The organism is Streptomyces sp. NPDC006529, assembly GCF_040611795.1.
Classification (GTDB): Bacteria; Actinomycetota; Actinomycetes; order Streptomycetales; family Streptomycetaceae; genus Streptomyces.
Map to the genome: position 1 here is coordinate 36,171 of NZ_JBEXPB010000011.1, position 22,701 is coordinate 58,871.

Annotated in this window: 16 protein-coding genes; 4 read left to right on the top strand and 12 right to left on the bottom strand. The window is 73.6% G+C overall.

What is annotated here, in order from left to right:
* Positions 1-12: 12 nt before the first annotated feature.
* Both ABZY31_RS11480 and ABZY31_RS11485 read left to right on the top strand, forming a co-directional pair.
* The gene (locus tag ABZY31_RS11480; RefSeq protein WP_356407767.1) at positions 13-930 is read left to right on the top strand and encodes an aminoglycoside phosphotransferase family protein; all 918 of its coding nucleotides are present in this window, start codon (positions 13-15) and stop codon (positions 928-930) included.
* A gap of 73 nt (positions 931-1,003) precedes the next feature.
* The gene (locus tag ABZY31_RS11485) at positions 1,004-1,891 is read left to right on the top strand and encodes a slipin family protein (protein WP_356407770.1); all 888 of its coding nucleotides are present in this window, start codon (positions 1,004-1,006) and stop codon (positions 1,889-1,891) included.
* 312 nt (positions 1,892-2,203) lie between these two features.
* Here ABZY31_RS11485 and ABZY31_RS11490 read toward each other — a convergent pair whose 3' ends face one another.
* The 11 genes from ABZY31_RS11490 to ABZY31_RS11540 form a co-directional block, all read right to left on the bottom strand.
* Positions 2,204-3,901 (bottom strand): proline--tRNA ligase, encoded by a 1,698-nt coding sequence (locus ABZY31_RS11490; protein ID WP_356407773.1) that lies wholly within the window; start codon positions 3,899-3,901, stop codon positions 2,204-2,206.
* A 79-nt stretch (positions 3,902-3,980) separates the two neighbouring features.
* Positions 3,981-4,550 (bottom strand): GNAT family N-acetyltransferase, encoded by a 570-nt coding sequence (locus ABZY31_RS11495; protein ID WP_356407776.1) that lies wholly within the window; start codon positions 4,548-4,550, stop codon positions 3,981-3,983.
* 105 nt (positions 4,551-4,655) lie between these two features.
* A complete protein-coding gene (locus ABZY31_RS11500) occupies positions 4,656-5,501 on the bottom strand; it encodes a GNAT family N-acetyltransferase (protein WP_356407779.1) in 846 nt (281 codons plus the stop codon).
* Between the two features lie 164 nt (positions 5,502-5,665).
* Positions 5,666-6,823: a flavodoxin-dependent (E)-4-hydroxy-3-methylbut-2-enyl-diphosphate synthase gene (gene ispG, locus ABZY31_RS11505; protein WP_356407782.1), complete on the bottom strand. Its 1,158-nt coding sequence runs from the start codon at positions 6,821-6,823 to the stop codon at positions 5,666-5,668.
* Positions 6,824-7,054: 231 nt separating this feature from the next.
* Entirely contained in the window at positions 7,055-8,356 is a 1,302-nt protein-coding gene (locus ABZY31_RS11510) for a site-2 protease family protein (protein WP_356407785.1), read from the bottom strand.
* On the bottom strand, positions 8,353-9,603 hold the full coding sequence (gene dxr / locus ABZY31_RS11515; protein ID WP_356407788.1) for a 1-deoxy-D-xylulose-5-phosphate reductoisomerase: 1,251 nt from the start codon (positions 9,601-9,603) through the stop codon (positions 8,353-8,355). The genes ABZY31_RS11510 and dxr overlap by 4 nt, the downstream gene beginning before the upstream one ends.
* Before the next feature lie 68 nt (positions 9,604-9,671).
* Positions 9,672-10,415 carry a hypothetical protein gene (locus ABZY31_RS11520; RefSeq protein WP_356407791.1) on the bottom strand — a complete coding sequence of 248 codons (744 nt, stop codon included), beginning with the start codon at positions 10,413-10,415 and terminating at the stop codon, positions 9,672-9,674.
* A gap of 59 nt (positions 10,416-10,474) precedes the next feature.
* Positions 10,475-12,409 (bottom strand): acyl-CoA dehydrogenase family protein, encoded by a 1,935-nt coding sequence (locus ABZY31_RS11525; protein ID WP_356407794.1) that lies wholly within the window; start codon positions 12,407-12,409, stop codon positions 10,475-10,477.
* A 154-nt stretch (positions 12,410-12,563) separates the two neighbouring features.
* Positions 12,564-14,009, bottom strand: a complete 1,446-nt coding sequence (locus ABZY31_RS11530) for an aldehyde dehydrogenase family protein (RefSeq protein ID WP_356407797.1) — start codon at positions 14,007-14,009, stop codon at positions 12,564-12,566.
* Between the two features lie 268 nt (positions 14,010-14,277).
* Positions 14,278-15,864: a PucR family transcriptional regulator gene (locus ABZY31_RS11535; RefSeq protein ID WP_356407800.1), complete on the bottom strand. Its 1,587-nt coding sequence runs from the start codon at positions 15,862-15,864 to the stop codon at positions 14,278-14,280.
* Positions 15,865-15,972: 108 nt separating this feature from the next.
* Positions 15,973-18,273, bottom strand: a complete 2,301-nt coding sequence (locus tag ABZY31_RS11540) for an ATP-binding protein (RefSeq protein ID WP_356407803.1) — start codon at positions 18,271-18,273, stop codon at positions 15,973-15,975.
* Between the two features lie 264 nt (positions 18,274-18,537).
* Here ABZY31_RS11540 and gabT point away from each other — a divergent pair, with 264 nt between their 5' ends.
* Complete coding sequence (gabT, locus tag ABZY31_RS11545; RefSeq protein ID WP_356407806.1) at positions 18,538-19,872, top strand: 4-aminobutyrate--2-oxoglutarate transaminase; 1,335 nt, start codon at positions 18,538-18,540, stop codon at positions 19,870-19,872.
* Between the two features lie 528 nt (positions 19,873-20,400).
* Positions 20,401-20,904, top strand: a complete 504-nt coding sequence (locus tag ABZY31_RS11550; protein WP_356407809.1) for a phosphatase PAP2 family protein — start codon at positions 20,401-20,403, stop codon at positions 20,902-20,904.
* Here the strand turns inward: ABZY31_RS11550 and ABZY31_RS11555 are convergent.
* Positions 20,843-22,651 (bottom strand): glycoside hydrolase family 18 protein, encoded by a 1,809-nt coding sequence (locus ABZY31_RS11555; protein WP_356407812.1) that lies wholly within the window; start codon positions 22,649-22,651, stop codon positions 20,843-20,845. The genes ABZY31_RS11550 and ABZY31_RS11555 overlap by 62 nt on opposite strands.
* Positions 22,652-22,701 lie beyond the last annotated feature (50 nt).

Genomic DNA, 22,701 nt, shown 5'->3' on the forward strand with positions numbered 1-22,701 from the left:
GACCCCGCACGCATGGCTTTCGAACCGCCGGAGCGGCTCGTACGGGCGCTCGGCGAGACGCCGGATCCGTCGCAGAACACCCAGTGGCTGGGGCGGCTGCCCGAGCTGGCCGGGAAGGCGCTGGCCCGGCGCGGGGTGCTCGCCCAGCGGGTGCAGGCCCCCGGCGGCCGCAGCAGTCTGGTGGTCCTGGTGCGCTATCCAGACGGCAGCCCGGCCGCGCTGAAGATCGCGCCGCCGGGGGCCCGGCCGGACCGGGAGCGGGCCGCGCTGGACCACTGGGCGGGTTTCGGCGCCGTACGCGTCCTCGACACGGCGGACGCGGCCGCGGGCGGGGGCGAGGACGACGGCGCGCTGCTCCTGGAGCGGCTCCAGCCGGAGGTCTCGCTGCGCTCGCTGCCGGACGCGAAGGCGCTGCTGGAGGCGGCGGGCACGATCCGGCGGCTGTGGGTGGCGCCCCCGGCGGACCACCCCTTCGAGACGGTGGCCGAGCGTACGGGGCGCCAGTGCGCGGTGTTCACGACCGCGCCCGCGCAGGCCGAGCCGCTGGTCGCGGCGGCCCTCGCGGCCCGGGAGGAGCTGGTGGCGCTGCCGGGTGAAGAGGCGCTGCTGCACGGGAACTTCCGCCAGGGCAAGGTGCTGGCGGGCGAGCGGGCGCCGTGGCTGACGGTCGGTCCGGAGCCGCTGGTCGGCGACCGGGAGTACGACCTCGCCCGGCTGTGCCGGGACCGGCTGGAGGACCAGGTCGCCACCTCGGCGGGCGCGTCGGGCGCGAGGCGGCGGGTGAACCGGCTGGCGGACTCGCTGGAGGTGGACCGGGACCGGCTGCGCGGCTGGACGCTCTTCCGGGCGGTGGAGTCCGGGGTGCGGGCGCTGGCGGCGGGACGGCGGCGGGACGGCGAGCTGCTGCTGGAGTTCGCGGGCTGGCTGTAGGCGGTCGGGCCGGTTGGCGCGGCCGCTGCCGGGCATACCGCCGATAGGTGGACTTGTCGGGCAGGAGGCCGTCATGGTCGAGGAGCTGCTGACAGCGGGAATCGCCGCGGGAACCGGTGTCGCGGTGCTGCTGGGCGCCGGGGCCCGGGTGGTCAAGCAGTACGAACGGGGCGTGGTGTTCCGCTTCGGCCGGCTGCGGGAGGGGATCCGGGGGCCCGGGTTCACGCTGGTCCTCCCGGTGGTGGACCGGCTCCGCAAGGTCAACATGCAGATCGTGACGATGCCGGTGCCCGCTCAGGAGGGCATCACGCGGGACAACGTCACGGTGCGGGTGGACGCCGTCGTGTACTTCAAGGTCGTCGATGCGGCGAACGCGATCATCGAGGTGGAGGACTACCGCTTCGCGGTCTCCCAGATGGCGCAGACCTCGCTGCGCTCCATCATCGGCAAGTCCGACCTGGACGACCTGCTGTCCAACCGGGAGCAGCTGAACCAGGGGCTGGAGCTGATGATCGACAGCCCGGCGGTGGGGTGGGGCGTGCAGATCGACCGGGTCGAGATCAAGGACGTGTCCCTGCCGGAGACGATGAAGCGGTCGATGGCCCGGCAGGCGGAGGCGGACCGCGAGCGGCGGGCCCGGGTGATCAACGCGGACGCGGAGCTCCAGGCGTCGAAGAAGCTGGCCGAGGCGGCCGAGGTGATGTCGGAGCAGCCGGCGGCGCTGCAGTTGAGGCTGCTGCAGACGGTGGTGGCGGTGGCGGCGGAGAAGAACTCCACGCTGGTCCTGCCGTTTCCGGTGGAACTCCTGCGCTTCCTGGAGCGCGCGGCCCCGGCGCCGGGCCCTGTGGCGGGTCCAGTGGCGGCGGCTCCGGCTCCCGGCGGCACGGCCGCGCCCCCGGCTGGACCGGCGGCCCTGGACCAGGGCGCCCCTGCTGCCCCCCTCCGGGACGGGGATCAGTAACCGTCGCCCAGCTGACCCCTCTGCCTCCGGGGCGCCTCAAACGCCGGCGGGGCTGGTTTTGCCCGGCCGGATGCGGACGGCTCGGCCCGGTGGGACGTGCCCGGTGACCCCGCGAGACGGATGACCGCCGGGCGCCCACCCTTCAGCCCCGCCGGCGTTTGAGGCGCCCCGGAGCGCAGGGCCACGCGGCCGCACACCTCACGCCTCACGGGCGTTGCGCGACCAGGGCCGGGGAGCCCGCGCACCCCGACCCCCCAGCCCCGCCGGCGATTGAGGCGCCGCCGGAGGCGGGGGGCCGGCGCCCGGGGCCGGTTACGGGAGGAGGCGGGACAGGGCTTCCGCGAGGGGGAGTTCTTCGCGGACACCGGTGGCGCGGTGCTGGAGTTCGACCACCTCGTCGGCGGAGCGGCGGCCCGCGACCAGGATCCACGGCACGCCCATCAGCTCGGCGTCCGTCAGCTTCACGCCGGGCGAAAGCCCGGGCCGGTCGTCCAGCAGGACCCGCTTCCCGCCCGCGGCCAGCGCCCCGGCGGCCCGCTCGGCGAGCGCGAGCGGCACCGCCTTGCCCGCCGCCACCACGTGGACGTCGGCCGGGGCGACCTCCGCGGGCCAGCACAGGCCGCGGTCGTCCGCGCTCTGTTCGGCCAGGGCCGCCACCGCCCGGGAGACGCCGATGCCGTACGAGCCCATCGTGACGCGGACCGGCTTGCCCTCCTTGCCGAGGACGTCCAGCCCGAAGGCGTCCGCGTACTTGCGCCCCAGCTGGAAGATGTGGCCGATCTCGATGGCCCGGTCCAGGCGCAGCCCCGTACCGCAGGCCGGGCAGGGGTCGCCGGGTTCGACGACGACCACGTCGAGGTACTGGTCGACCTCGAAGTCCCGTCCGCACACCACGTTGCGCGTGTGGGTGTCGGGGCGGTTGGCACCGGTGACCCACGAGGTGCCGGGCGCGACGCGGGGGTCGGCCAGGTAGCGGACCTTCTCCAGGCCCTGCGGGCCGACGTAGCCGCGGACCAGGTCGGGCCGGCCGGCGAAGTCCTCGGCGGTCACCAACTCGACGACGGCCGGGGCCAGGTGCTCGCCCAGCTTGCCCAGGTCCACCTCGCGGTCCCCCGGTACTCCGACGGCCACGATCTCGCCGTCCACCTTGACCAGCAGGTTCTTCAGCGTGGCGGAGGCCGGTACGCCGAGGTGCGCGGCCAGCGATTCGATGGTGGGGGTGTCGGGGGTGGCGATGTCCTCGGCCGGGCCGTGTTCGCCCGCGACCGGCGTCAGGGCGAAGGTGACGGCCTCGGTGTTGGCCGCGTAGTCGCAGGACGGGCAGTCGACGAAGGTGTCCTCGCCCGCGGCGGCGGGGGCGAGGAACTCCTCGGAGGCGGAGCCGCCCATGGCGCCCGAGACGGCCGAGACGATGCGGTGGTCGAGCCCGAGGCGGGTGAAGATCCGCTGGTAGGCGGCGCGGTGGAGCGCGTAGGACTCGGCGAGGCCCTCGTCGTCGACGTCGAAGGAGTAGGAGTCCTTCATCTGGAACTCGCGGCCGCGCAGCACGCCCGAGCGCGGCCGGGCCTCGTCGCGGTACTTGGTCTGGATCTGGTAGAGCATCACCGGCAGGTCCTTGTAGGACGTGCACTGGTCCTTGACGACGAGGGTGAAGATCTCCTCGTGCGTGGGGCCGAGCAGGTAGTCGGCGCCCTTGCGGTCCTTGAGCCGGAAGAGCAGGTCGCCGTACTCCGTCCAGCGCCCGCTCACCTCGTACGGCTCGCGCGGCAGCAGCGCCGGCAGCAGCACCTCCTGTGCGCCGATCGCGTCCATCTCCTCGCGGACGACGCGGGAGACGTTCTCCAGGACCCGCTTGCCGAGCGGCAGCCAGCTCCACACGCCGGCCGAGCTGCGGCGTACGTAGCCCGCGCGGACGAGGAGCTTGTGGCTGAGGGTCTCCGCGTCGGCCGGGTCCTCGCGGAGGGTCTTGGCCATCAGGCGGGACATGCGCTGCACGTGTTGCGTTGACATGACGCGAGGCTACCGGGGGCGCCGGGGCCCCGGACAATCCATTACGCGGGGCCCCGCCCGGACAGCCTGTGACGGGCAGTCAGGGCCGCAGCAGGGGCAGTGGGGCGCCCATCACCGCGTAGGGCAGGTGGGCGCTCGGGAAGTGCACGCGACGGGCGAGGTCGGTGTAGCCGAGCCCGCGGTACAGCGCGCGGGCCGGACTGTCGGTGTCGATCGCGGAGAGGATCGAGCGCGGTTCGGCGGCGGTGTCGGTGATGCGGGTGATCAGGGCGCGGCCGACGCCCCGGCCCTGGAAGGCGGGGTGGACGTGGAGTTCGGTGATGACGAAGGAGCCGTCGAGCCAGCCGTCGTGGCCGCCGGCGCGCAGGTGCGGCTCGACGACCGTGGACCACCAGTGCGTACGGTCGTTGGGCATCCCGTAGACGAATCCGACGAGGGCGCCGTCGTCCCCGTAGGCGCCGAGGGCGCGGGCGCCGGGGCAGACCATGTGGCGCTGCACGATGTAGCGCCGGATGGCCACCTCCTCCTCGCTGAGCCCGAAGGCGACGGCCTGGACCCGCAGGGCCTCGTCCACGCGGGCGGCCAGGTCGAGCGGACCGAGGGTGACGCCGGCGGGGTGGCGGGGGTCGCCCCCGGGGGTAGGCAGCATGCGGCCGACCTTACTTCGCGCCGCCCGCGCCCGGTACGGACTTGGCACACGCCGCTGACACGGGACGGCGGCATACGACACCGGGGCGCGGTAGGAGGGCATCGGTCAGAACAGGACGCTCATGAACTCCCCGACCTCGCGGAAGCCCACCCGCCGGTACGAGGCCCGCGCGGCGGTGTTGAAGTCGTTCACGTAGAGGCTCACGACCGGGGCGATGTCCCGCAGGGCGTACTCGACCACGGCCGCCATGCCGGTCTCGGAGTGGCCGAGGCCGCGGTGGGCGGGGTCGACCCAGACGCCCTGGATCTGGCAGGCGCGGGCGGTGGCCGCGCCGATCTCGGCCTTGAAGACGACCTTGCCGTCCTCGATGCGGGCGAAGGAGCGCCCCGCGGCGACCAGTTCGGCCACCCGGGCCTGGTAGAGCAGGCCGCCGTCCCCGGCGAGCGGGGAGACGCCGACCTCCTCGGTGAACATGGCCACGCACGCGGGCATGATGATGTCCATCTCCTCCTTGCGGACCCGGCGGACCAGCGGGTCCGCGGCGATCTCGGAGGACGGCTGCTCGATGGTCATCAGGGGCTGGTGGGAGCGGACGTCGCGGGCTGGGCCCCAGTGCGGCTCCAGCAGCCGCCACAGCGGTCCGGCGGCGTCGGCGGGCCCGACGATGGAGGAGCAGCGGCGGCCGGTGCGCCGGGCGCGGTCGGCGAAGGCTCGTACGGCCTCGGGGGTGGCGCAGACGGGGACCAGGTTCGCGCCCGCGTAGCACAGGGAGGTGAGGTGGCCGTCGGTGTACCAGCCCCACATCTCGCCGCCCAGCCGCCAGGGGTCGAGGCCCGCGACCTGGACCCGGGACGTGACGAAGGCGTTCGCGACGGGCTCGCGGCCGAGTACTTCGAGCGCGGCGTCGAGATCGCTGGGTTCCAGGACCCGGGTGGTGGTCTGCGTCAACACTGTAGGGGGCCTCACCGTGCACGTCCGCTGATCTCCGCACTGTACCCGGCGCACCCGTGGGATGGCGCCCGCAGCGGCACACGAAGGCCCCGGCCCCGCCCGCGAGCTGCGGGGACGGGGCCGGGGCGGATCCGCGGGTGGGTCGGGAGCCGCGCGGGTATTGCTCAGCCGGCGACGGAGATCTGCGGCTCGCCGGACGCCACGCCGTCCCGCTCCATCTGCTCGGCGATCTTGAGCGCCTCTTCGATGAGGGTCTCGACGATCTTCGACTCGGGCACGGTCTTGATGACCTCGCCCTTGACGAAGATCTGGCCCTTGCCGTTGCCGGAGGCGACGCCGAGGTCGGCCTCACGGGCCTCGCCCGGGCCGTTGACGACGCAGCCCATGACGGCGACGCGCAGCGGCACCTCCATGCCGTCCAGGCCCGCGCTGACCTCTTCCGCGAGCTTGTAGACGTCGACCTGGGCGCGGCCGCAGGAGGGGCAGGAGACGATCTCCAGACGGCGCTGCTTGAGGTTCAGCGCCTCCAGGATCTGCAGGCCGACCTTGATCTCCTCGACCGGCGGGGCCGACAGGGAGACGCGGATGGTGTCGCCGATGCCCTCGGAGAGGAGCGCGCCGAAGGCGACCGCGGACTTGATGGTGCCCTGGAAGGCGGGGCCGGCCTCGGTGACGCCCAGGTGGAGCGGGTAGTCGCAGGCGGCGGCCAGCTGGCGGTAGGCGTTGACCATCACGACGGGGTCGTTGTGCTTGACCGAGATCTTGATGTCGCCGAAGCCGTGCTCCTCGAAGAGGGAGGCCTCCCACAGCGCGGACTCGACCAGCGCCTCCGGGGTGGCCTTGCCGTACTTCTTCAGCAGCCGGGCGTCGAGGGAGCCCGCGTTGACGCCGATCCGGATCGGGGTGCCGGCGTCGGAGGCGGCGCGCGCGATCTCCTTGACCTTGTCGTCGAACTGCTTGATGTTGCCCGGGTTCACGCGGACCGCGGCGCAGCCCGCGTCGATCGCCGCGAAGACGTACTTGGGCTGGAAGTGGATGTCGGCGATGACCGGGATCTGCGACTTCTTCGCGATGACCGCGAGGGCGTCGGCGTCGTCCTGGGTCGGGCAGGCCACGCGCACGATCTGGCAGCCGGAGGCCGTCAGCTCGGCGATCTGCTGGAGGGTGGCGCCGATGTCGGAGGTCCGCGTCGTGGTCATGGACTGCACCGACACGGGTGCGTCACCGCCGACGGCGACCGAGCCGACCTGGATCTTGCGGCTGACGCGGCGGTCGGCAAGCCTGGTCGGCACGGACGGCATTCCGAGAGAGATGGCAGTCATCTGCTGAGCAACCCCAAGTGTGGATCAAGGCATGGATCGAGGTCCCGAGATCGGCGGGCTCCAGCCTTCGAGATTACGCCAATCGGCACGGCCCCCGCGCATCCGAGGGGCCGCACCACCCAAACGTAGGGAGTCGGACACGATTCGTGGCCGACGCGCCGCGGAGTGCGGTACGACGATCAGCCGAACGGCGGCCCCCGCGGCGGGCGGTGGCCGCCGCGGGGACCCCGGTCAGCTGATCTTGATCGGGTTCACCACGTCGGCCACCATGACCAGCGCCGTGAAGCAGACGAAGACCCCGGCCACCAGGTAGGCGGCGGGCATCAGCTTGGCCACGTCGAAGGGGCCCGGGTCGGGGCGCCGGAAGACCCGGGCGACCGTGCGCCGGACCGACTCCCACAGGGCGCCCGCGATGTGCCCGCCGTCGAGCGGGAGCAGCGGCAGCATGTTGAACAGGAACAGCGCCAGGTTGAACATCCCGACGAGGTTCAGGAACATCACGAGCCGGTCGGTGGCCGGGATGTCGAGGTTGGCGATCTCGCCGCCGATGCGGGCCGCACCGACGATGCCGATCGGGGAGTCCGGCTCGCGCTCGCCGTCGCCGAAGGCCGCGTTCCACAGCGGCGGGATCTTGGCCGGGAGCTTGAGCAGGCCGCTCACGCTCTGGTCCACGACGTCGGCCATGTGCGTGGCCGACTGGCCGAAGGAGAGCGCCTCGGTCTCGGTCGCCGGGCCGAAGCCGAAGAAGCCCGCGGTGACGAACTGGCCCTTGACGTAGCCGCCGTGGCCGTCCGTCTTGCCGACCGTGTTCTCGATCAGGGTGGGCCGCAGCTCCAGCTCCCGGCCGTCGCGCACGACGGTGACGGTGACCGGGCCGATGGTGTCGCGGATCTTCTGCTGGAGCACGGACCAGTCGGTGACCCGGTGCCCGTCGAAGGCGACGATCCGGTCGCCGGCCCGCAGCCCGGCGGCCTTGGCCGGGGCCACCTGGTCGCCCGGCCGGCAGGTGGTGCGCTTGTCGCTCTGCTTGAGGACGCAGTCGGAGACGGAGGCCACCTTGGTCGTCTGCTGCGTGACCCCGAAGGTCATCCAGACGCCGAAGAAGATCGCGAGGGCGAGGACCAGGTTCATGAAGGGGCCCGCGAACATCACGATGACGCGCTTCCAGGGCTTGCGCGTGTAGAAGAGCCGGTCCTCGTCGCCGGGCTGGAGCTCCTCGTACGCCGCCGAACGGGCGTCCTCGATCATCGACCGGAAGGGGGAGGTCGAGCGGGCGGTGACCTTGCCGTCCTCGCCCGGCGGGAACATCCCGATCATGCGGATGTAGCCGCCCATCGGGATGGCCTTGAGCCCGTACTCCGTGTCGCCCCTCTTGCGGGACCAGATGGTCCGGCCGAAGCCGACCATGTACTGCGGCACGCGGATGCCGAACAGCTTGGCCGTCGAGAGGTGGCCCAGCTCGTGCCAGGCGATCGAGACCAGCAGTCCCACCACGAAGATGAGCATGCCGATCACGGTCATCAGAATCGTCATGCGCGCGCCTCCACTGCGGCCTGCGCCGCCATCTCCCGGGCCCGGGCCCGTGCCCAGGTCTCCGCCTCCAGGACGTCCGGGACGGTCAGAGAGGTTCCCGAGCGCGGGGTGCCGTGCTCGTCGACCACGGCTGCGACCGTATCCATGATTGCTGTGAACGGCAGCCGGCCGGCCAGGAAGGCCTCCACGCATTCCTCGTTCGCCGCGTTGAACACCGCGGGGGCGGTGCCGCCCAGGGTGCCGACGTGCCGGGCCAGGCCCACGGACGGGAAGGCATCGGTGTCCAGCGGGAAGAACTCCCAGGTGGAGGCCTTGGTCCAGTCGAAGGCGGGGGCCGCGTCGGGGACGCGCTGGGGCCAGCCGAGGCCGATCGCGATGGGGCCGCGCATGTCGGGCGGGGTGGCCTGGGCGAGGGTGGAGCCGTCGGTGAACTCGACCATCGAGTGCACGTAGGACTGCGGGTGGACGACGACCTCGATGCGGTCGAAGGGAATGTCGTAGAGGAGGTGCGCCTCGATGACCTCCAGGCCCTTGTTGACCAGGGTCGCGGAGTTCACGGTGATGACCGGGCCCATGGCCCAGGTCGGGTGCGCGAGGGCGTCCTCGACCCGGACGTCGGCCAGTTCGGCGCGGGTGCGGCCGCGGAAGGGGCCGCCGGAGGCGGTGACCACCAGCTTGCGCACGTCCGCCCGGGTGCCGGCCGCGAGGGCCTGGAAGAGCGCGGCGTGCTCGGAGTCCACCGGGATGATCTGGCCCGGCCGGGCCAGCTCCTTGACCAGCGGGCCGCCGACGATCAGCGATTCCTTGTTGGCGAGCGCGAGGGTGCGCCCGGCGCGGAGCGCGGCGAGGGTCGGCGCGAGGCCGATGGAACCGGTGATGCCGTTGAGGACGGTGTGGCACTCGGAGGCGGCGAGTTCGGCCGCGGCGTCCGGTCCGGCCAGGATCTCGGGCATCGGCTCCGCGCCGTACTGGTCGCCCAGCGCTTCCTTCAGGGCCGGTACGACGTCCTCGCGGGCCACCGCCACCGTCTTCACCCGCAGCAGCCGGGCCTGCTCCGCGAGCAGGCCGACGCGACCGCCCGCGGCGGACAGCGCGGTCACCCGGAACCGGTCCGGGTTCCGCAGGACGAGGTCGATGGCCTGGGTGCCGATGGAACCGGTGGACCCGAGGACGACGATGTCCCGGCGGCCGGCCGCGGCGTCGAAGAGGAGGTGCGGGTCGGCGAGGGGGGATGGGCTGTCGCTCATCCCCCTATTGTTGCCGCATCGCCGGGCCGCCCGGACACCCTCTCCCCGACCGGTGTCCGGGAGTCTTCCTAGGAGGCGGCCCCGGCCCCCTTGGCGAACTTCTCCCACTGCGCGGTGACGACCTCCGGCGGCACGCCGCCGAAGTCCTTGATGTCGAGGACGTCGGAGCGGAAGGAGAGCGTGACGGAGCCGGAGCGGATCACCGTCAGGTACTTGAAGAGGGAGAGGTTCTTGTCCTTCACGTCCTGGACGACGATCCGGTACGCCTGCGCCTCGTCCCCGAGCTTCGGCGGCGGTACGGTCTCCACCCGCAGGATCCGGCCCTCGGCGAGCATCCGGTCCTCGGTGTAGCCGCCCGCGCAGCTCTTGCCCGCGGCCGCCAGGGAGGCCAGGGCCGCCTTCGCGCCGGCTCCGTCGTAGGAGCGCAGCAGGATCTCGGTGACGACGGCCCGCATCTCGTCGGGCACGTCGGTCTTCACGTAGGCCTGGGCGCGGTGGCCCGCCCGGCCGAGGCTGGTCAGCGGCCGGCAGGCGGCCGGGGTGGCCTCGTACGACTCGTTCATCGGCTCGTCGAGGACCGGCTCGTCCGCCTCGTAGGCGCCGGCCTTCTCGCCGGGTGCGAGGGCGAGGGCCTTGAGCTTGTCCGCTGCCGGGCCCTGGGCCGCCGGGGGCGGCGTGCTCGTGGCCGTCGCCCGGGGCGCGGGCACGCCCGTCTCCCGGTCCTGCTGGCCGCCGCACGCGGTGGCGGCGGCGACCAGGAGCAGTACCGCCGTGGCCGCCCCCGCCGCGTGCCGCGGCGCCGTGTTCCCCACCCTGTTCATCGTGTTCCCGTCCCGTTCGGATCATGCAGAGGACACGATTGTGCGGGAGATCAGCGGATGGGCCGGTGCACGTTCTCGTGCGCGGAGGGTCCGGGGGTGGCGTCGGCGATCCAGGGGCCGTCGCCGGAGGGGTCCAGCACGCCTTCTTCGAGCCAGGTGTAGACCCCGCCGAGCACGCCCTCGACCACCGTGCGGTCCAGGTCGTCGGTGTTGGCCCACAGGCGGCCGAACAACTCCTCGACCCGCAGCCGGGACTGCCGGCAGAAGGCGTCGGCCAGCTGGTAGGCCTCGCGGCCGTGCTCGCCGGTGGCGCGCAGGTGCTCGGCCCGGACGCAGGCGGCGCTCATGGCGAATAGTTCGGCCCCGATGTCGACGATCCGGCCGAGGAAGCCCTGTTTGGTCTCCATCCGGCCCTGCCAGCGGGACATCGCGTAGAAGGTCGAGCGGGCGAGTTTGCGGGCGCCGCGCTCGACGTACCGCAGGTGGGTGGCGAGGTCGGGATGCCCGTCCGGGTGGAAGGCGCGGTAGGAGCCGGGGACCTGCCCGGGTCCGGTCGCCAGCTTGGGCAGCCAGCGGGCGTAGAACCCGGCGGCCCTGGCGCCCGCCCTGGCCTTGTCGCCCAGCGCCTTGTCGGGGTCGATGAGGTCGCCCGCCACCGCCAGGTGGGCGTCGACGGCCTCGCGCGCGATCAGCAGGTGCATGATCTCGGTGGAGCCCTCGAAGATCCGGTTGATGCGCAGGTCGCGGAGCATCTGCTCGGCGGGGACGGCCCGTTCGCCGCGGGCGGCGAGGGACTCGGCGGTCTCGAAGCCGCGGCCGCCGCGGATCTGGACCAGTTCGTCGGCCATCAGGCAGGCCATCTCGCTGCCGTACAGCTTGGCCAGCGCGGCTTCGATGCGGATGTCGTTGCGGTCCTCGTCGGCCATCTGCGAGGCGAGGTCGACCATCGCCTCCAGGGCGAAGGTGGTGGCGGCGATGAAGGAGATCTTGGCGCCGACGGCCTCGTGCCGGGCGACGGGCCGCCCCCACTGCTCGCGGGCCCCGGACCACTCGCGGGCGATCTTCAGGCACCACTTGCCGGCGCCGACGCACATCGCGGGCAGGGAGAGCCGGCCGGTGTTGAGGGTGGTGAGGGCGATCTTCAGACCGGCGCCCTCGGGGCCGATCCGGTGCGCGGCCGGGACCCGGACCTGGTGCAGCCGGGTGACGCCGTTCTCCAGCCCGCGCAGGCCCATGAAGGCGTTGCGGTGCTCGACGGTCACGCCCGGCGAGTCCGCCTCGACCACGAAGGCCGTGATGCCGCCCTTGTGGCCGTCGGACTTCGGCACCCGGGCCATGACGACGAGCAGGTCGGCGACCACGCCGTTGGTGGTCCAGAGCTTCACGCCGTCCAGGACGTAGCCGTCCTGCCCGTCCGGCACGGCCGTGGTGGCGAGGCGGGCCGGGTCCGAGCCGACGTCCGGTTCGGTGAGCAGGAAGGCGCTGATGTCGGTGCGGGCGCAGCGCGGCAGGAAGAGGTCCCGCTGCTCCTGGGTGCCGAAGAGCTTGAGCGGCTGCGGGACGCCGATGGACTGGTGCGCGGAGAGCAGGGCGCCGATGGCGGGGCTGACGGAGCCGACGAGGGCCAGGGCCTTGTTGTAGTACACCTGGGTGAGGCCGAGGCCGCCGTACTTGGTGTCGATCTTCATGCCGAGGGCGCCGAGTTCCTTGAGGCCGCGCACGGTCTCGTCGGGGATCCGCGCCTCGCGTTCGATGCGGGCGCCGTCGATCTCGCTCTCGCAGAAGGCCCGCAGCCGCTCCAGGAAGGCCTCGCCGCGCCGGACGTCCTCGGGGGCGGGCAGCGGATGGGGGTGGATCAGGTCGAGCCGGAAGCGCCCGAGGAAGAGTTCCTTGGCGAAGCTGGGCTTGCGCCAGTCCTGTTCCCGGGCCGCCTCCGCGACCTGCCGTGCCTCGCGCTCGGTCACCTTGGGCTGTGTTGCGGACATGCGCAGCTCACCTCGCCGCCGAATCGGATGATCGGGTGATTACCGGTCGGTGCCACCAGGGAGTCGTACCCGCTCGGAGCCGTCGGGAAAAGGGGACGGCCCGAACCCCCGCACAGTGGGTTCGGGCCGTCGGCTCGTGGCCGCCGCAGTCGGCTCAGATGTCGAGGCCCGTGAGGACCAGGACGCGCTCGTAGGTGTAGTCGTCCATGGCGTAGCGGACGCCTTCGCGGCCCACGCCGGACTGCTTCACGCCGCCGTAGGGCATCTGGTCGGCGCGGTAGGAGGGCGCGTCGCCGACGATCACGCCGCCGACCTCCAGCTCGCGGTGGGCGCGGAAGGCGGTCTGGATGTTCCGCGTGAAGACGCCCGTCTGCAGGCCGAACTTCGAGTCGTTGACGGCGGCGAAGGCCTCGTCGACGTTCTCGACCTTCTGCAGGGTCAGGACCGGTCCGAAGACCTCCTCGCAGGCGAGCTTGACGCCCGCGGGCAGCTCGGCGACCACGGTCGGCTCGTACGAGGCGCCCTCGCGCTTGCCGCCGGTCAGCAGCTTGGCGCCCGCGGCCACGGCCTCGTCCACCCAGGACTCGACGCGCTTGGCGGCGTCCTCGGAGACCAGCGGGCCCACGTCGGTGCCCGCGTCGGACGGGTCGCCGGTGACCTGGGCCTGGACCTTGGCGACGACCTTCTCGACCAGGCGGTCGTAGACGGAGGCGTCGGCGATCACGCGCTGCACCGAGATGCAGGACTGGCCGGCCTGGTAGTTCGAGAAGGTCGCGATCCGGGTCGCGGCCCATTCGAGGTCGGCCTCGGAGGACCAGTCGTCCAGGACGACGGCCGCGGCGTTGCCGCCGAGCTCCAGGGTGCAGTGCTTGTGGGGCACCGACTGCTGGATGGCGTAGCCGACGGTGTCGGAGCCGGTGAAGGAGATGACGGGCAGCCGCTCGTCCTTGACCAGGGCCGGCATCTTGTCGTTGGCCACGGTCAGCACGGACCAGGAGCCGGCCGGCAGGTCGGTCTCGGCGAGCAGCTCGCCGAGGATCAGACCGGAGAGCGGGGTGGCCGGGGCGGGCTTCAGGATGATCGGCGCGCCGACGGCGATGGCCGGGGCCACCTTGTGGGCGCACAGGTTCAGCGGGAAGTTGAACGGCGCGATGCCGAGGACCGGGCCCTTGACGAAGCGGCGGGTCAGCGCGAGGCGGCCGACGCCGCCGGCGTCGGTGTCCAGGCGCTGGGCCTCGCCGCCGTTGAAACGGCGGGCCTCCTCGGCGGCGAACCGGAACACGGACACCGCGCGGCCGACCTCGCCGCGGGCCCACTTGATGGGCTTGCCGTTCTCGGCGGAGATCAGCTGGGCGATCTCCTCGGTGCGCTCGGTGAGCCGCTTGGACACGTGGTCCAGGGCGGCGGCCCGTACGTGGGCGGGGGTCGCCGAGAACTCCGCGGTCACGGCGTGGGCGGCCGCCACGGCCTCCTCGACCTGCGCGTCGGTGGGCACGCTGACGGTGCCCACGACGCGGCCGTCCCAGGGGGACGTGACGTCGAAGCTGTCCTCGCCGGTGGCCTGGCGACCGGCGAGCCAGAAGGCGTGGGTGGAAGTCATGGCGAATCCCGGCCCTTCGGAGTGTGTGCGGAGTCCTTGTCCCTCCCACCGTAGGACTCCGCCGCGGATTCGGCGCTTGTCCGGCGTGGAGTGGCGCCGGGCCGCGGTGCGCCGGTTTGTCAGGGGACGGGCGGCCCCGCGGTGGCCCGTCCGGCGGACCGCAGCACATCCAGCCCCGCCGGCGTTTGAGGCGCCGCCGGAGGCGCGTCCGCCGACCGGGCGGGCGGAGAGGCACGTCGGCCCGCCCTCCGGGGGCCGCCCCGACGGGTCAGGACGGCGCGTCGGCGCCGGTGACCTTCAGGGCCAGCCACAGCTCCATCCGGACGTCCGGATCGTCCAGGGAGCGGCCCAGGATCTCCTCGACCCGGCGCATCCGGTAGCGCAGCGTGTGCCGGTGCACCCCCAGCTCGGCGGCGGCCGCGTCCCACTGCCCGTGCCGGGAGAGCCAGGCCCGCAGCGAGGCGACCAGGTCCCCGCGGCCGGTGGCGTCGTGGTCCCGCAGGGCGCGCAGGGTCCCGTCCGCGAAGGCCCGTACGGCGTCGTCGGCGAGCAGCGGCAGGACGGAGCCCGCGGCCAGCTCGTCGTGTTCGACCAGCGGGCGGCCGCGCCGCCGGGCGACGACGAGGGCCTGGTCGGCCTGCTTGTGGGCGCCCGCGGCGCCGGCGGGCGCGGCGGGCGCGGACACGCCGATGACCAGTTCGTCCGGTTCCGGGCCGACCGTGTCGCGGCCGCGGCGGGCTTCGAGCGCTTCGGCGTGGTCGGACACCGCCCCGGCGGCGGCTCCCCCGTCGGCGGCGAGCACCAGCAGCCTGCCCGGCTCGGTCACCACCAGCAGCGCCTCGCCGCTGCGGGCGGCGGCCGATTCGACGGCGTCGGCGAGCAGCGCGAGGCCTTCGGGCTGGGCGGTGCCGGGCAGCGCGGGTTCGGCGATGACGAGCCGGAAGGGCGCGTCGAGGAGTCCGCCGTAGAGGTCGCCGGCGACGGCCCGTGCGTGGTCGGTCTGGCCGTCCAGCAGCAGCCGCAGCACGGCGGCGCCGAGCCGGGATTCGGCGTCGTGCAGGGAGCGGGAGCGTTCGGTGGTGAGGGTGAGGAGGGCGACGGCGGAGTGCACGGCGTACCGCTCGGCGGTGCCCAGCGGGGCGCCCGTACCGACGGCGAGGGCGCCGCGGGCGCGCCGCCCGGTGCCCAGGGACTGGAGTTCGACCCGGTCCTCGGAGCCGCCGACGACGGCGCTGGCGGGGGCGGGCCGCTCGCGCAGCCGCTCGACGTCGGGGGTGAGCCGGGCGGCCCGGCGCGCGGCCCACTCGGGGGCGGCGGCGACGACCGCGCCGGAGGTGTCGTAGAGCGCGGCCCAGCCGTGGACGTGCGCGGCGAGCTTCGCCAGGAGTTCGGCAGCGCCGTCGGCGGAGAGCGCGGCCCGGGTCAGCTCGCGCTGGGCCTCGAAGCCGGCGGTGACGGCCCGGTACTGGTCGGCGGCGAGGGCCGCCGAGACGACCTTGCTGATCGCGAGGAAGGGGGTCCGGCGCGGCACCTCCAGCAGGGGCAGGTCCTCGGCGCGGGCGGCCTCGACCAGCGCCTCGGGGACCGCCTCGTAGTTGACGCCGACCGCGAAGCCGAGGCCGACGACTCCGGCGGCGGCCAGCCTGCGGACGTAGCGGAGCATCTCCTCGGGGTCCTCCGCGTCCAGCTTCATCGCGGTGATCAGCAGCAGCTCGCCGCCCTCCATGTAGGGGACGGGGTCGGCCAGCTCGCTGACGTGGGCCCAGCGGACGGGGGTGTCCAGGCGGCTCTCCCCGGCCCGCACGCCGAGTTTGAGCGCCGAGTTCTGCACGAGCGAGGCGAGGGTGAGCGGCATCGGTTACCAGCGGCCTTTGGCGAGGGGGATTTAGCCGTGTCGTAGGAACGGCTCCCCTCGATTCTGCCACCCCGTACGGGTCGCGGCCCGCGCTCGGGCCGCCCGCGCTCAGCCCGCCAGGGAGACGAGCAGCGGAGCCGCCCGTTCCCCGTCCACCGAGGTCAGCGAGAGGACGGCGTGCCCCGGCGGCACGGAGTGTGCCAGGTCCGAGGCCGACCACCGTTCCCGTTCCACCTGGCGGACGGTGACGGCGTCGGTGGTCACCGCCTTGCCGGTGACCAGCTTGCGGAAGGCGTGGATCGCGCGGGTGAGCGGCTGGTCGGCGAAGACGGTCCGGCTGGTGACGTCCCGGGCCTCCACCCATTCGGTGCCCCAGGCCTCGGCGAAGCGCTTGCCGTCCCAGGTGGTGACCCCGGAGAAGGCCATCCGGCAGCCGACGGCGCCGAGCAGCGGGGTGCGCAGCGGTTCCGGTACGTCGTCCAGGGTGCGCAGGGTGAGCAGGACCCCGGCGTGGGCCGAGCGCAGTCGCTGGACCCCGCGCACGGTCTCCGGGGTGAGGGTGTGCGAGGCGTCGTCGAAGGCAAGGAAGGCGAAGAGGGAGCGGTCGGTGCGCAGCGTCGCGGCGGCGGTGAACTGGGCGAGCAGGAGCCGGGCCAGCATCCGGGAGGCGTCGGCGTGCCCGCGTTCGGGCAGGTCGATCCGGACCCGGACGGGGTGTTCCAAGGAGCGCAGCGAGAAGGGCCGCCCGGTGGCGTCACCGGCGCCGACGTCGAAGAAGGAGGCGAAGGCGGGCCGGTCGAGGAGGGCCACCCGGTCGGCGAGCGCCGGACCGGGGTCGGCGGTCGACCCGTGCTGGCGCTCGCGCGCGTCGAGTTCGCGCAGCATCGGGTACTGGCCGGCGCTCTCCAGCCGGGCCCGCAGGGCGGCGAGGGTGGCGGGCACCTGGTCCAGGAGCTCGCGCAGTTCGGGGACGGCGGGGAAGCGGCCGTACGCCGCCCGGAAGGGACCGATCAGCTGGGCCAGGGCAGTGGCGGCCCGGCGCACGTCGAGCCCCGCGACGTCCCCGACGAAGGCGTCGGCGAGCAGGGTGGCCGCCTCGTCGGGGTCGGTGGTGCCGCCGTAGAGGTCCAGGTCGTAGGCGGAGCCGGGGTCGCCGATGCGCACGACGACGTCGTAGGCGGCGTCGGGGCCGAGCTGGGCCCCGGCGGCGGCGACCACGATGACGGCGGCCTGCCCGGCCAGGGCCTGGAGGGCGAGGGATTCGACGACGGGCCGCACCAGGCGGCGCGTCTTGCCGGTGCCGGAGGGCCCGACCGCGAGCAGCGAGGTGCCCAGCACGGCGGGGTCCAGGGCCAGGCAGGTGCCGCGCCGGGGGTAGGGGTTGCGGGGGCCGTCCTCGACGGTGCCGAGGAGGACCTGGCGGGCCAGCAGGTCGTGCCGGGCGGCGCGGACGGGCAGGTCGCGGGCGCCGGACGGGTGGACGCAGGCCCCGGCGCCCTTGGTGTGGACCGCCTCGGCGAAAGCCCGCAGCCGGGAGGGGTCGGCCCGCACGGACTCCCAGGCGCGCCGGATCCGGGTGTAGTCGACGTCGTTCATCCGGCCGGCCGCGATGTCGGCGCCGAGCCGCTCGGCGGCCTCCGCGAGACCGGCGGCGCGCAGCTGCTGCCAGCCGACGGGGTCCTCGGCGCTGCCGGGTTCGATGCGGGCGGGGGCACTGGGGTGCGCGGCCCGAGCGGCGGGCCGCAGGAGCCGGCGCAGCAGCTCGGGCCAGCGGCCGAGGCGGCCGAAGCCGATGACGAGGGCCAGCATGACCAGGCCGTACCAGACGTAGGCGGCGGCCACGGAGAAGGAGTCGTGGTTCCAGGCGTCGGGGGTGAAGGCGTAGAGCGGCCAGAGCCAGAAGCCGCCGAGGTAGCCGTTCCACAGCAGGGACCACAGCAGCAGTCCGGCCAGCAGCGAGATCAGGGCGCCGCTGATCAGCTGGCGCAGCGGCGTCAGCTCGGGGGCGACGGCGGCGCGCGGCACGTGGCCGTACGTCCACAGGCCCGGGCCGTCGGCGCGGCGCGGGGTGCGCAGCCAGTCGGCGAGGGTGGGCCCGCCGCCGGGGGCGTGGGCGGGCCGGGGCGGGGACCCGGCGGGCCGCGGGCCGTCCGCTCCGGGCCGTTCCTTGGGCAGCGGAGGCAGCGGGGGCAGCGCGGGCGGCGGCCCCGCGGGCCGGGGCACCTGGCCCGGCCGGAGCGCCTCCCGGGCCGGGCCCGGGCCGGGCGCGCCGGACGCGGGCGCGCCGTACGCACCCGGCGTGCCGTGCGCGGGCGTGCCGTGCGCGGGCGTGCCGTGCCCGCCGGGCGTCTCGTACGCCCCGTGCGCGCCCTGCGCCCCTTCGGCGCCGTGCGTCCCGTCGGTGTCCATGAACCCCAAGCCCCCTGCCCGTTCACCGCGCTGTGCGCGGCGTGCCGCGTGCGTGCCGTGCCGCGCGCTCAATCTAGCCGCCGGGGGCGCTCCGCGGCCCGTACCCCGTCATGATCCACGAGGGGCGCGCCGGATCGCTCCTATGGCCGCCACGGACAAGGACACGCGGACACCACTCCCGATCGGCGCATGCCCTACCCCCTCCACCGGGCCTAGCCTGCGGACAACGACACAAGTGCGTCCGAAACCCCCCAGGAGCCCCCTATGACCGCTGTCCCGCAGGAGCGCCGCATCGTCACCGCGATCCCCGGCCCCAAGTCGCAGGAGCTGCAGGCCCGCCGCCTCCAGACGGTGGCCGGCGGCGTCGGCTCCGTGCTCCCCGTCTTCACGGCCCGCGCGGGCGGCGGCATCATCGAGGACGTCGACGGCAACCGCCTGATCGACTTCGGTTCCGGCATCGCCGTGACCTCGGTCGGCGCCTCCGCCGAGGCCGTCGTGCGCCGCGCCTCCGCGCAGCTCGCCGACTTCACCCACACCTGTTTCATGGTCACGCCGTACGAGGGGTACGTCGAGGTCTGCGAGGCGCTGGCCGAGCTGACCCCGGGCGACCACGCCAAGAAGTCGGCCCTGTTCAACTCGGGCGCCGAGGCCGTCGAGAACGCGGTCAAGATCGCGCGTTCGTACACCAAACACCAGGCCGTCGTCGTCTTCGATCACGGCTACCACGGCCGCACCAACCTGACCATGGGCATGACGGCGAAGAACATGCCGTACAAGCAGGGCTTCGGCCCGTTCGCGCCCGAGGTCTACCGCGTCCCGGTCGCCTACGGCTACCGCTGGCCGACCGGCGCCGAGAACTGCGGCCCCGAGGCCGCCGCGCAGGCGGTCGACCAGATCGTCAAGCAGATCGGCGCCGAGAACGTCGCCGCGATCATCATCGAGCCGGTGCTCGGCGAGGGCGGCTTCATCGAGCCGGCCAAGGGCTTCCTGCCCGCGATCGTGAAGTTCGCCAACGACAACGGCATCGTCTTCGTCGCCGACGAGATCCAGTCCGGCTTCTGCCGCACCGGCCAGTGGTTCGCCTGCGAGGACGAGGGCATCGTCCCCGACCTGATCACCACCGCCAAGGGCATCGCGGGCGGTCTGCCGCTCGCGGCCGTCACCGGCCGCGCCGAGATCATGGACGCCGCGCACGCGGGCGGCCTGGGCGGCACCTACGGCGGCAACCCGGTGGCCTGCGCCGGCGCGCTCGGTTCCATCGAGACGATGAAGGAGCTCGACCTCAACGCCAAGGCGAAGAAGATCGAGTCCCTGATGAAGGCCCGCCTGACCGCGATGGCGGAGAAGTTCGACATCATCGGTGACATCCGCGGCCGCGGCGCGATGATCGCGATCGAGCTGGTCACCGACCGCGCGACCAAGGAGCCGAACCCGGCCGCCACGGCCGCGCTGGCCAAGGCCTGCCACGCCGAGGGCCTGCTGGTCCTCACCTGCGGCACCTACGGCAACGTGTTCCGCTTCCTGCCCCCGATCGTCATCGGCGAGGACCTGCTGAACGAGGGCCTGGACATCATCGAGAGCGCGTTCGCGACCATCTGAGGCGGTCCCTGACGGGACCCGGGGAGGGCGGCGTGCGGGCGCGGGCGAACACCCGAGCACCACGCTCGATCCCCTGCTCGACCGATACCGCCGGTAACGGTCGGGCGCTGTGAAGAAGGTGTGGGGGGCCGATGGCGGGAGCGCGTTCTCGCTGTCGGTCCCCCTTTCGCTGACGTACGGTTTCTGCAGATGAGTGAAACAGCCCGCCCGCGGGATTCCGCGGGCGACCCTGGCAACGGGCTTCCCCAGCGCCGTACCGGGCATGCGTTCGCGCACACTCCTCACCGATCGGACAGCCGTTCACTCCACACCCCCCGGGGTGGGCGGCAACCCGGTCCGGGCGGCCGTCCCGGAACCACCCCCCCTGTTCCGGGACGGCCGGCCTTTCGGTCCCCCCTCCCCCCGCGCTCCCGCTTCCGGCTCCTCGCGCCGGCCGCCGCCGCGTGGGCGGCTTTCGCACTGATCACCTGGCAGGTCCTGGCCGCGGGCCCGTTGCTCGTCCCGGACGAGCGGCTGAGCCGCGCCGTAGTGCGCACCGTGCCCGACGCGGTCACCGAACGCCTCTCCGACCTCGGCAACGTCCAGGTCGCCGTGCCGGTCCTGCTGCTCGCCATGGCGTACGCCGTCCACCGCGCCCGGCGGTGGCGGCCCGCGCTGGCCGCGGCCCTCGCGATGGCCCTGGTGCCCGCGCTGGTCGTGCCGCTCAAGGCCTGGACCGCGCGGCCGGGCCCGCTGGAGCCGTGGGCCTCGGGGTACTTCCCCTCCGGCCACACCGCCACCTCGGCCGTCGCCTACGTGGGCGCCGCCCTGCTCGTGGGCCCGTACGCCCGGCGCCCGTGGCCGATGGCCGCGGCCCTGCTGCTCGCGGGGGCCACGGCCACCGGCCTGGTGCTGCGCGGGTTCCACTGGCCGCTGGACGTGCTGGCCAGCTGGCTGCTGTGCCTGCCGCTGCTCCTCTTCGTGGGCGCCGTCAGCCGAAGTACGCGTGGAAGTTCTTCGAGAACTCCCAGCCGCCGAACCGGTCCCAGTTGACCGACCAGGTCATCAGGCCGCGCAGCGCCGGCCTGCTGCCGTGGGGCTGGTAGCTCCCGCAGTTCGTCTTCTTCGTCAGGCAGTCCAGGGCCTTGTTCACCTCGGCGGGCGCGGTGTGGCCGTTGCCCGCGTTGGTGGTGGCGGGCAGGCCGATGGCCACCTGGTCGGGGCGCAGCGGCGGGAAGACCCGTGCGGCGTCGCCCGCGACGGGGAAGCCGGTGAGCAGCATGTCGGTCATGGCGACGTGGAAGTCCGCGCCGCCCATGGAGTGGTACTGGTTGTCGAGGCCCATGATCGAGCCCGAGTTGTAGTCCTGGACGTGCAGCAGGGTGAGGTCGTCGCGCAGGGCGTGGATGACCGGCAGGTAGGCGCCGGCGCGCGGGTCCTGGCCGCCCCAGGGACCGGAGCCGTAGTACTGGTAGCCGAGCTGGACGAAGAAGGTCTCGGGGGCCATGGTCAGGACGAAGCCGGGGCCGTACTTGGCCTTCAGCGTCTTCACGGCGGAGATCAGGTTGACGATTCCCGGGGTGGTGGGGTTGCGGAAATCGGTGTCCCCCGTCGCCAGGGAGAGCGAGTGGCCCTCGAAGTCGATGTCGAGGCCGTTGAGCCCGTACTCGTCGATGATCTTGCCGACGGAGGAGACGAAGGCGTCCCGCGCGGCCGTGGTGGCCAGCTGGACCTGGCCGTTCTGGCCGCCGATGGAGATCAGCACCTTCTTGCCCGCGGCCTGTTTGGCCTTGATCGCCGCCTTGAACTCGGCGGGGCTCTCCACGCCCGGGCACTCGGTGACGGGGCAGAGCCGGAAGCGGATGTCGCCGGAGGTCACCGAGGTGGGTTCGCCGAAGGCGAGGTCGATGACGTCCCAGGAGGAGGGCACGTCGGCCATCCGCAGGTAGCCCGAGCCGTTGGCGAAGCTCGCGTGCAGGTAGCCGACCAGCGCGTGGGCCGGCAGCCCGGGGGTGCCGGGGTTCCCGGCTCCGGTGGTGCTCGCCGAGAGGACCGGGCCGCGCGGTGACTCGCCCGCGGCGTTGCGCGCGCTGACCTGGAAGGAGTACGCCGTGGACGCGGCCAGGCCGGTGACGGTCACCGAGGTCCCGGTGACCGCGAGCGGCGCCGCGCCGTCCCGGTAGAGGGTGTAGCCGGTGGCGCCGGTGACGGGCGACCAGGACAGGGTCAGCGCGTCGGCGGTGGCTCCGGAGGCGGTCAGGCCGGTGGGGGCGGCCGGGGGCCGGGGCTGGCCGGGGCCGGTCCCGCCGGGGTCGGGGCCGACCAGGGCGATGTCGTCGGTCAGGACCGGGCCCTGGCCGTACCAGCCGTGGGTCCAGACGGTCACGGAGGTGGTGGCGGGGCCGGTGCGGAAGGTGGTGGTGAGCTGCTTCCAGGCGCCCGGGGACTGGGTCCAGGTGGACACGTCGGTGGTGCCGGTGCCGCTCGCGCCGAGGTAGGCGTACCCGCCCTGCACCCACGCGCTGAGCGTGTAGGCGGAGTCCGGCTTGACGGTGACGCTCTGGGCGCACTGGGCGGGGTCCTGGCCCGCCGGGGTGGCCTTGAGGGCGGAACTCCCGCCGTGGACGGGGGTGCTGACGACGGCTCCGCTGCCCGCGGAGCAGGCCCAGCCGTCGAGGCCGGACTCGAAGCCGCCGTTGCGGACGAGGTCGGTGTCGGCCGCCACGGCGGGCGGGCCCGCGGTCAGCAGACCGGCCACCGCCAGGGCGGCGGCCGTAAGTACGGACAGTCTTCTGCGCACAACTGCCTCCGGAGCATGGGGGGATGGAGGGGAGGAGTGGCGCTCAAGAT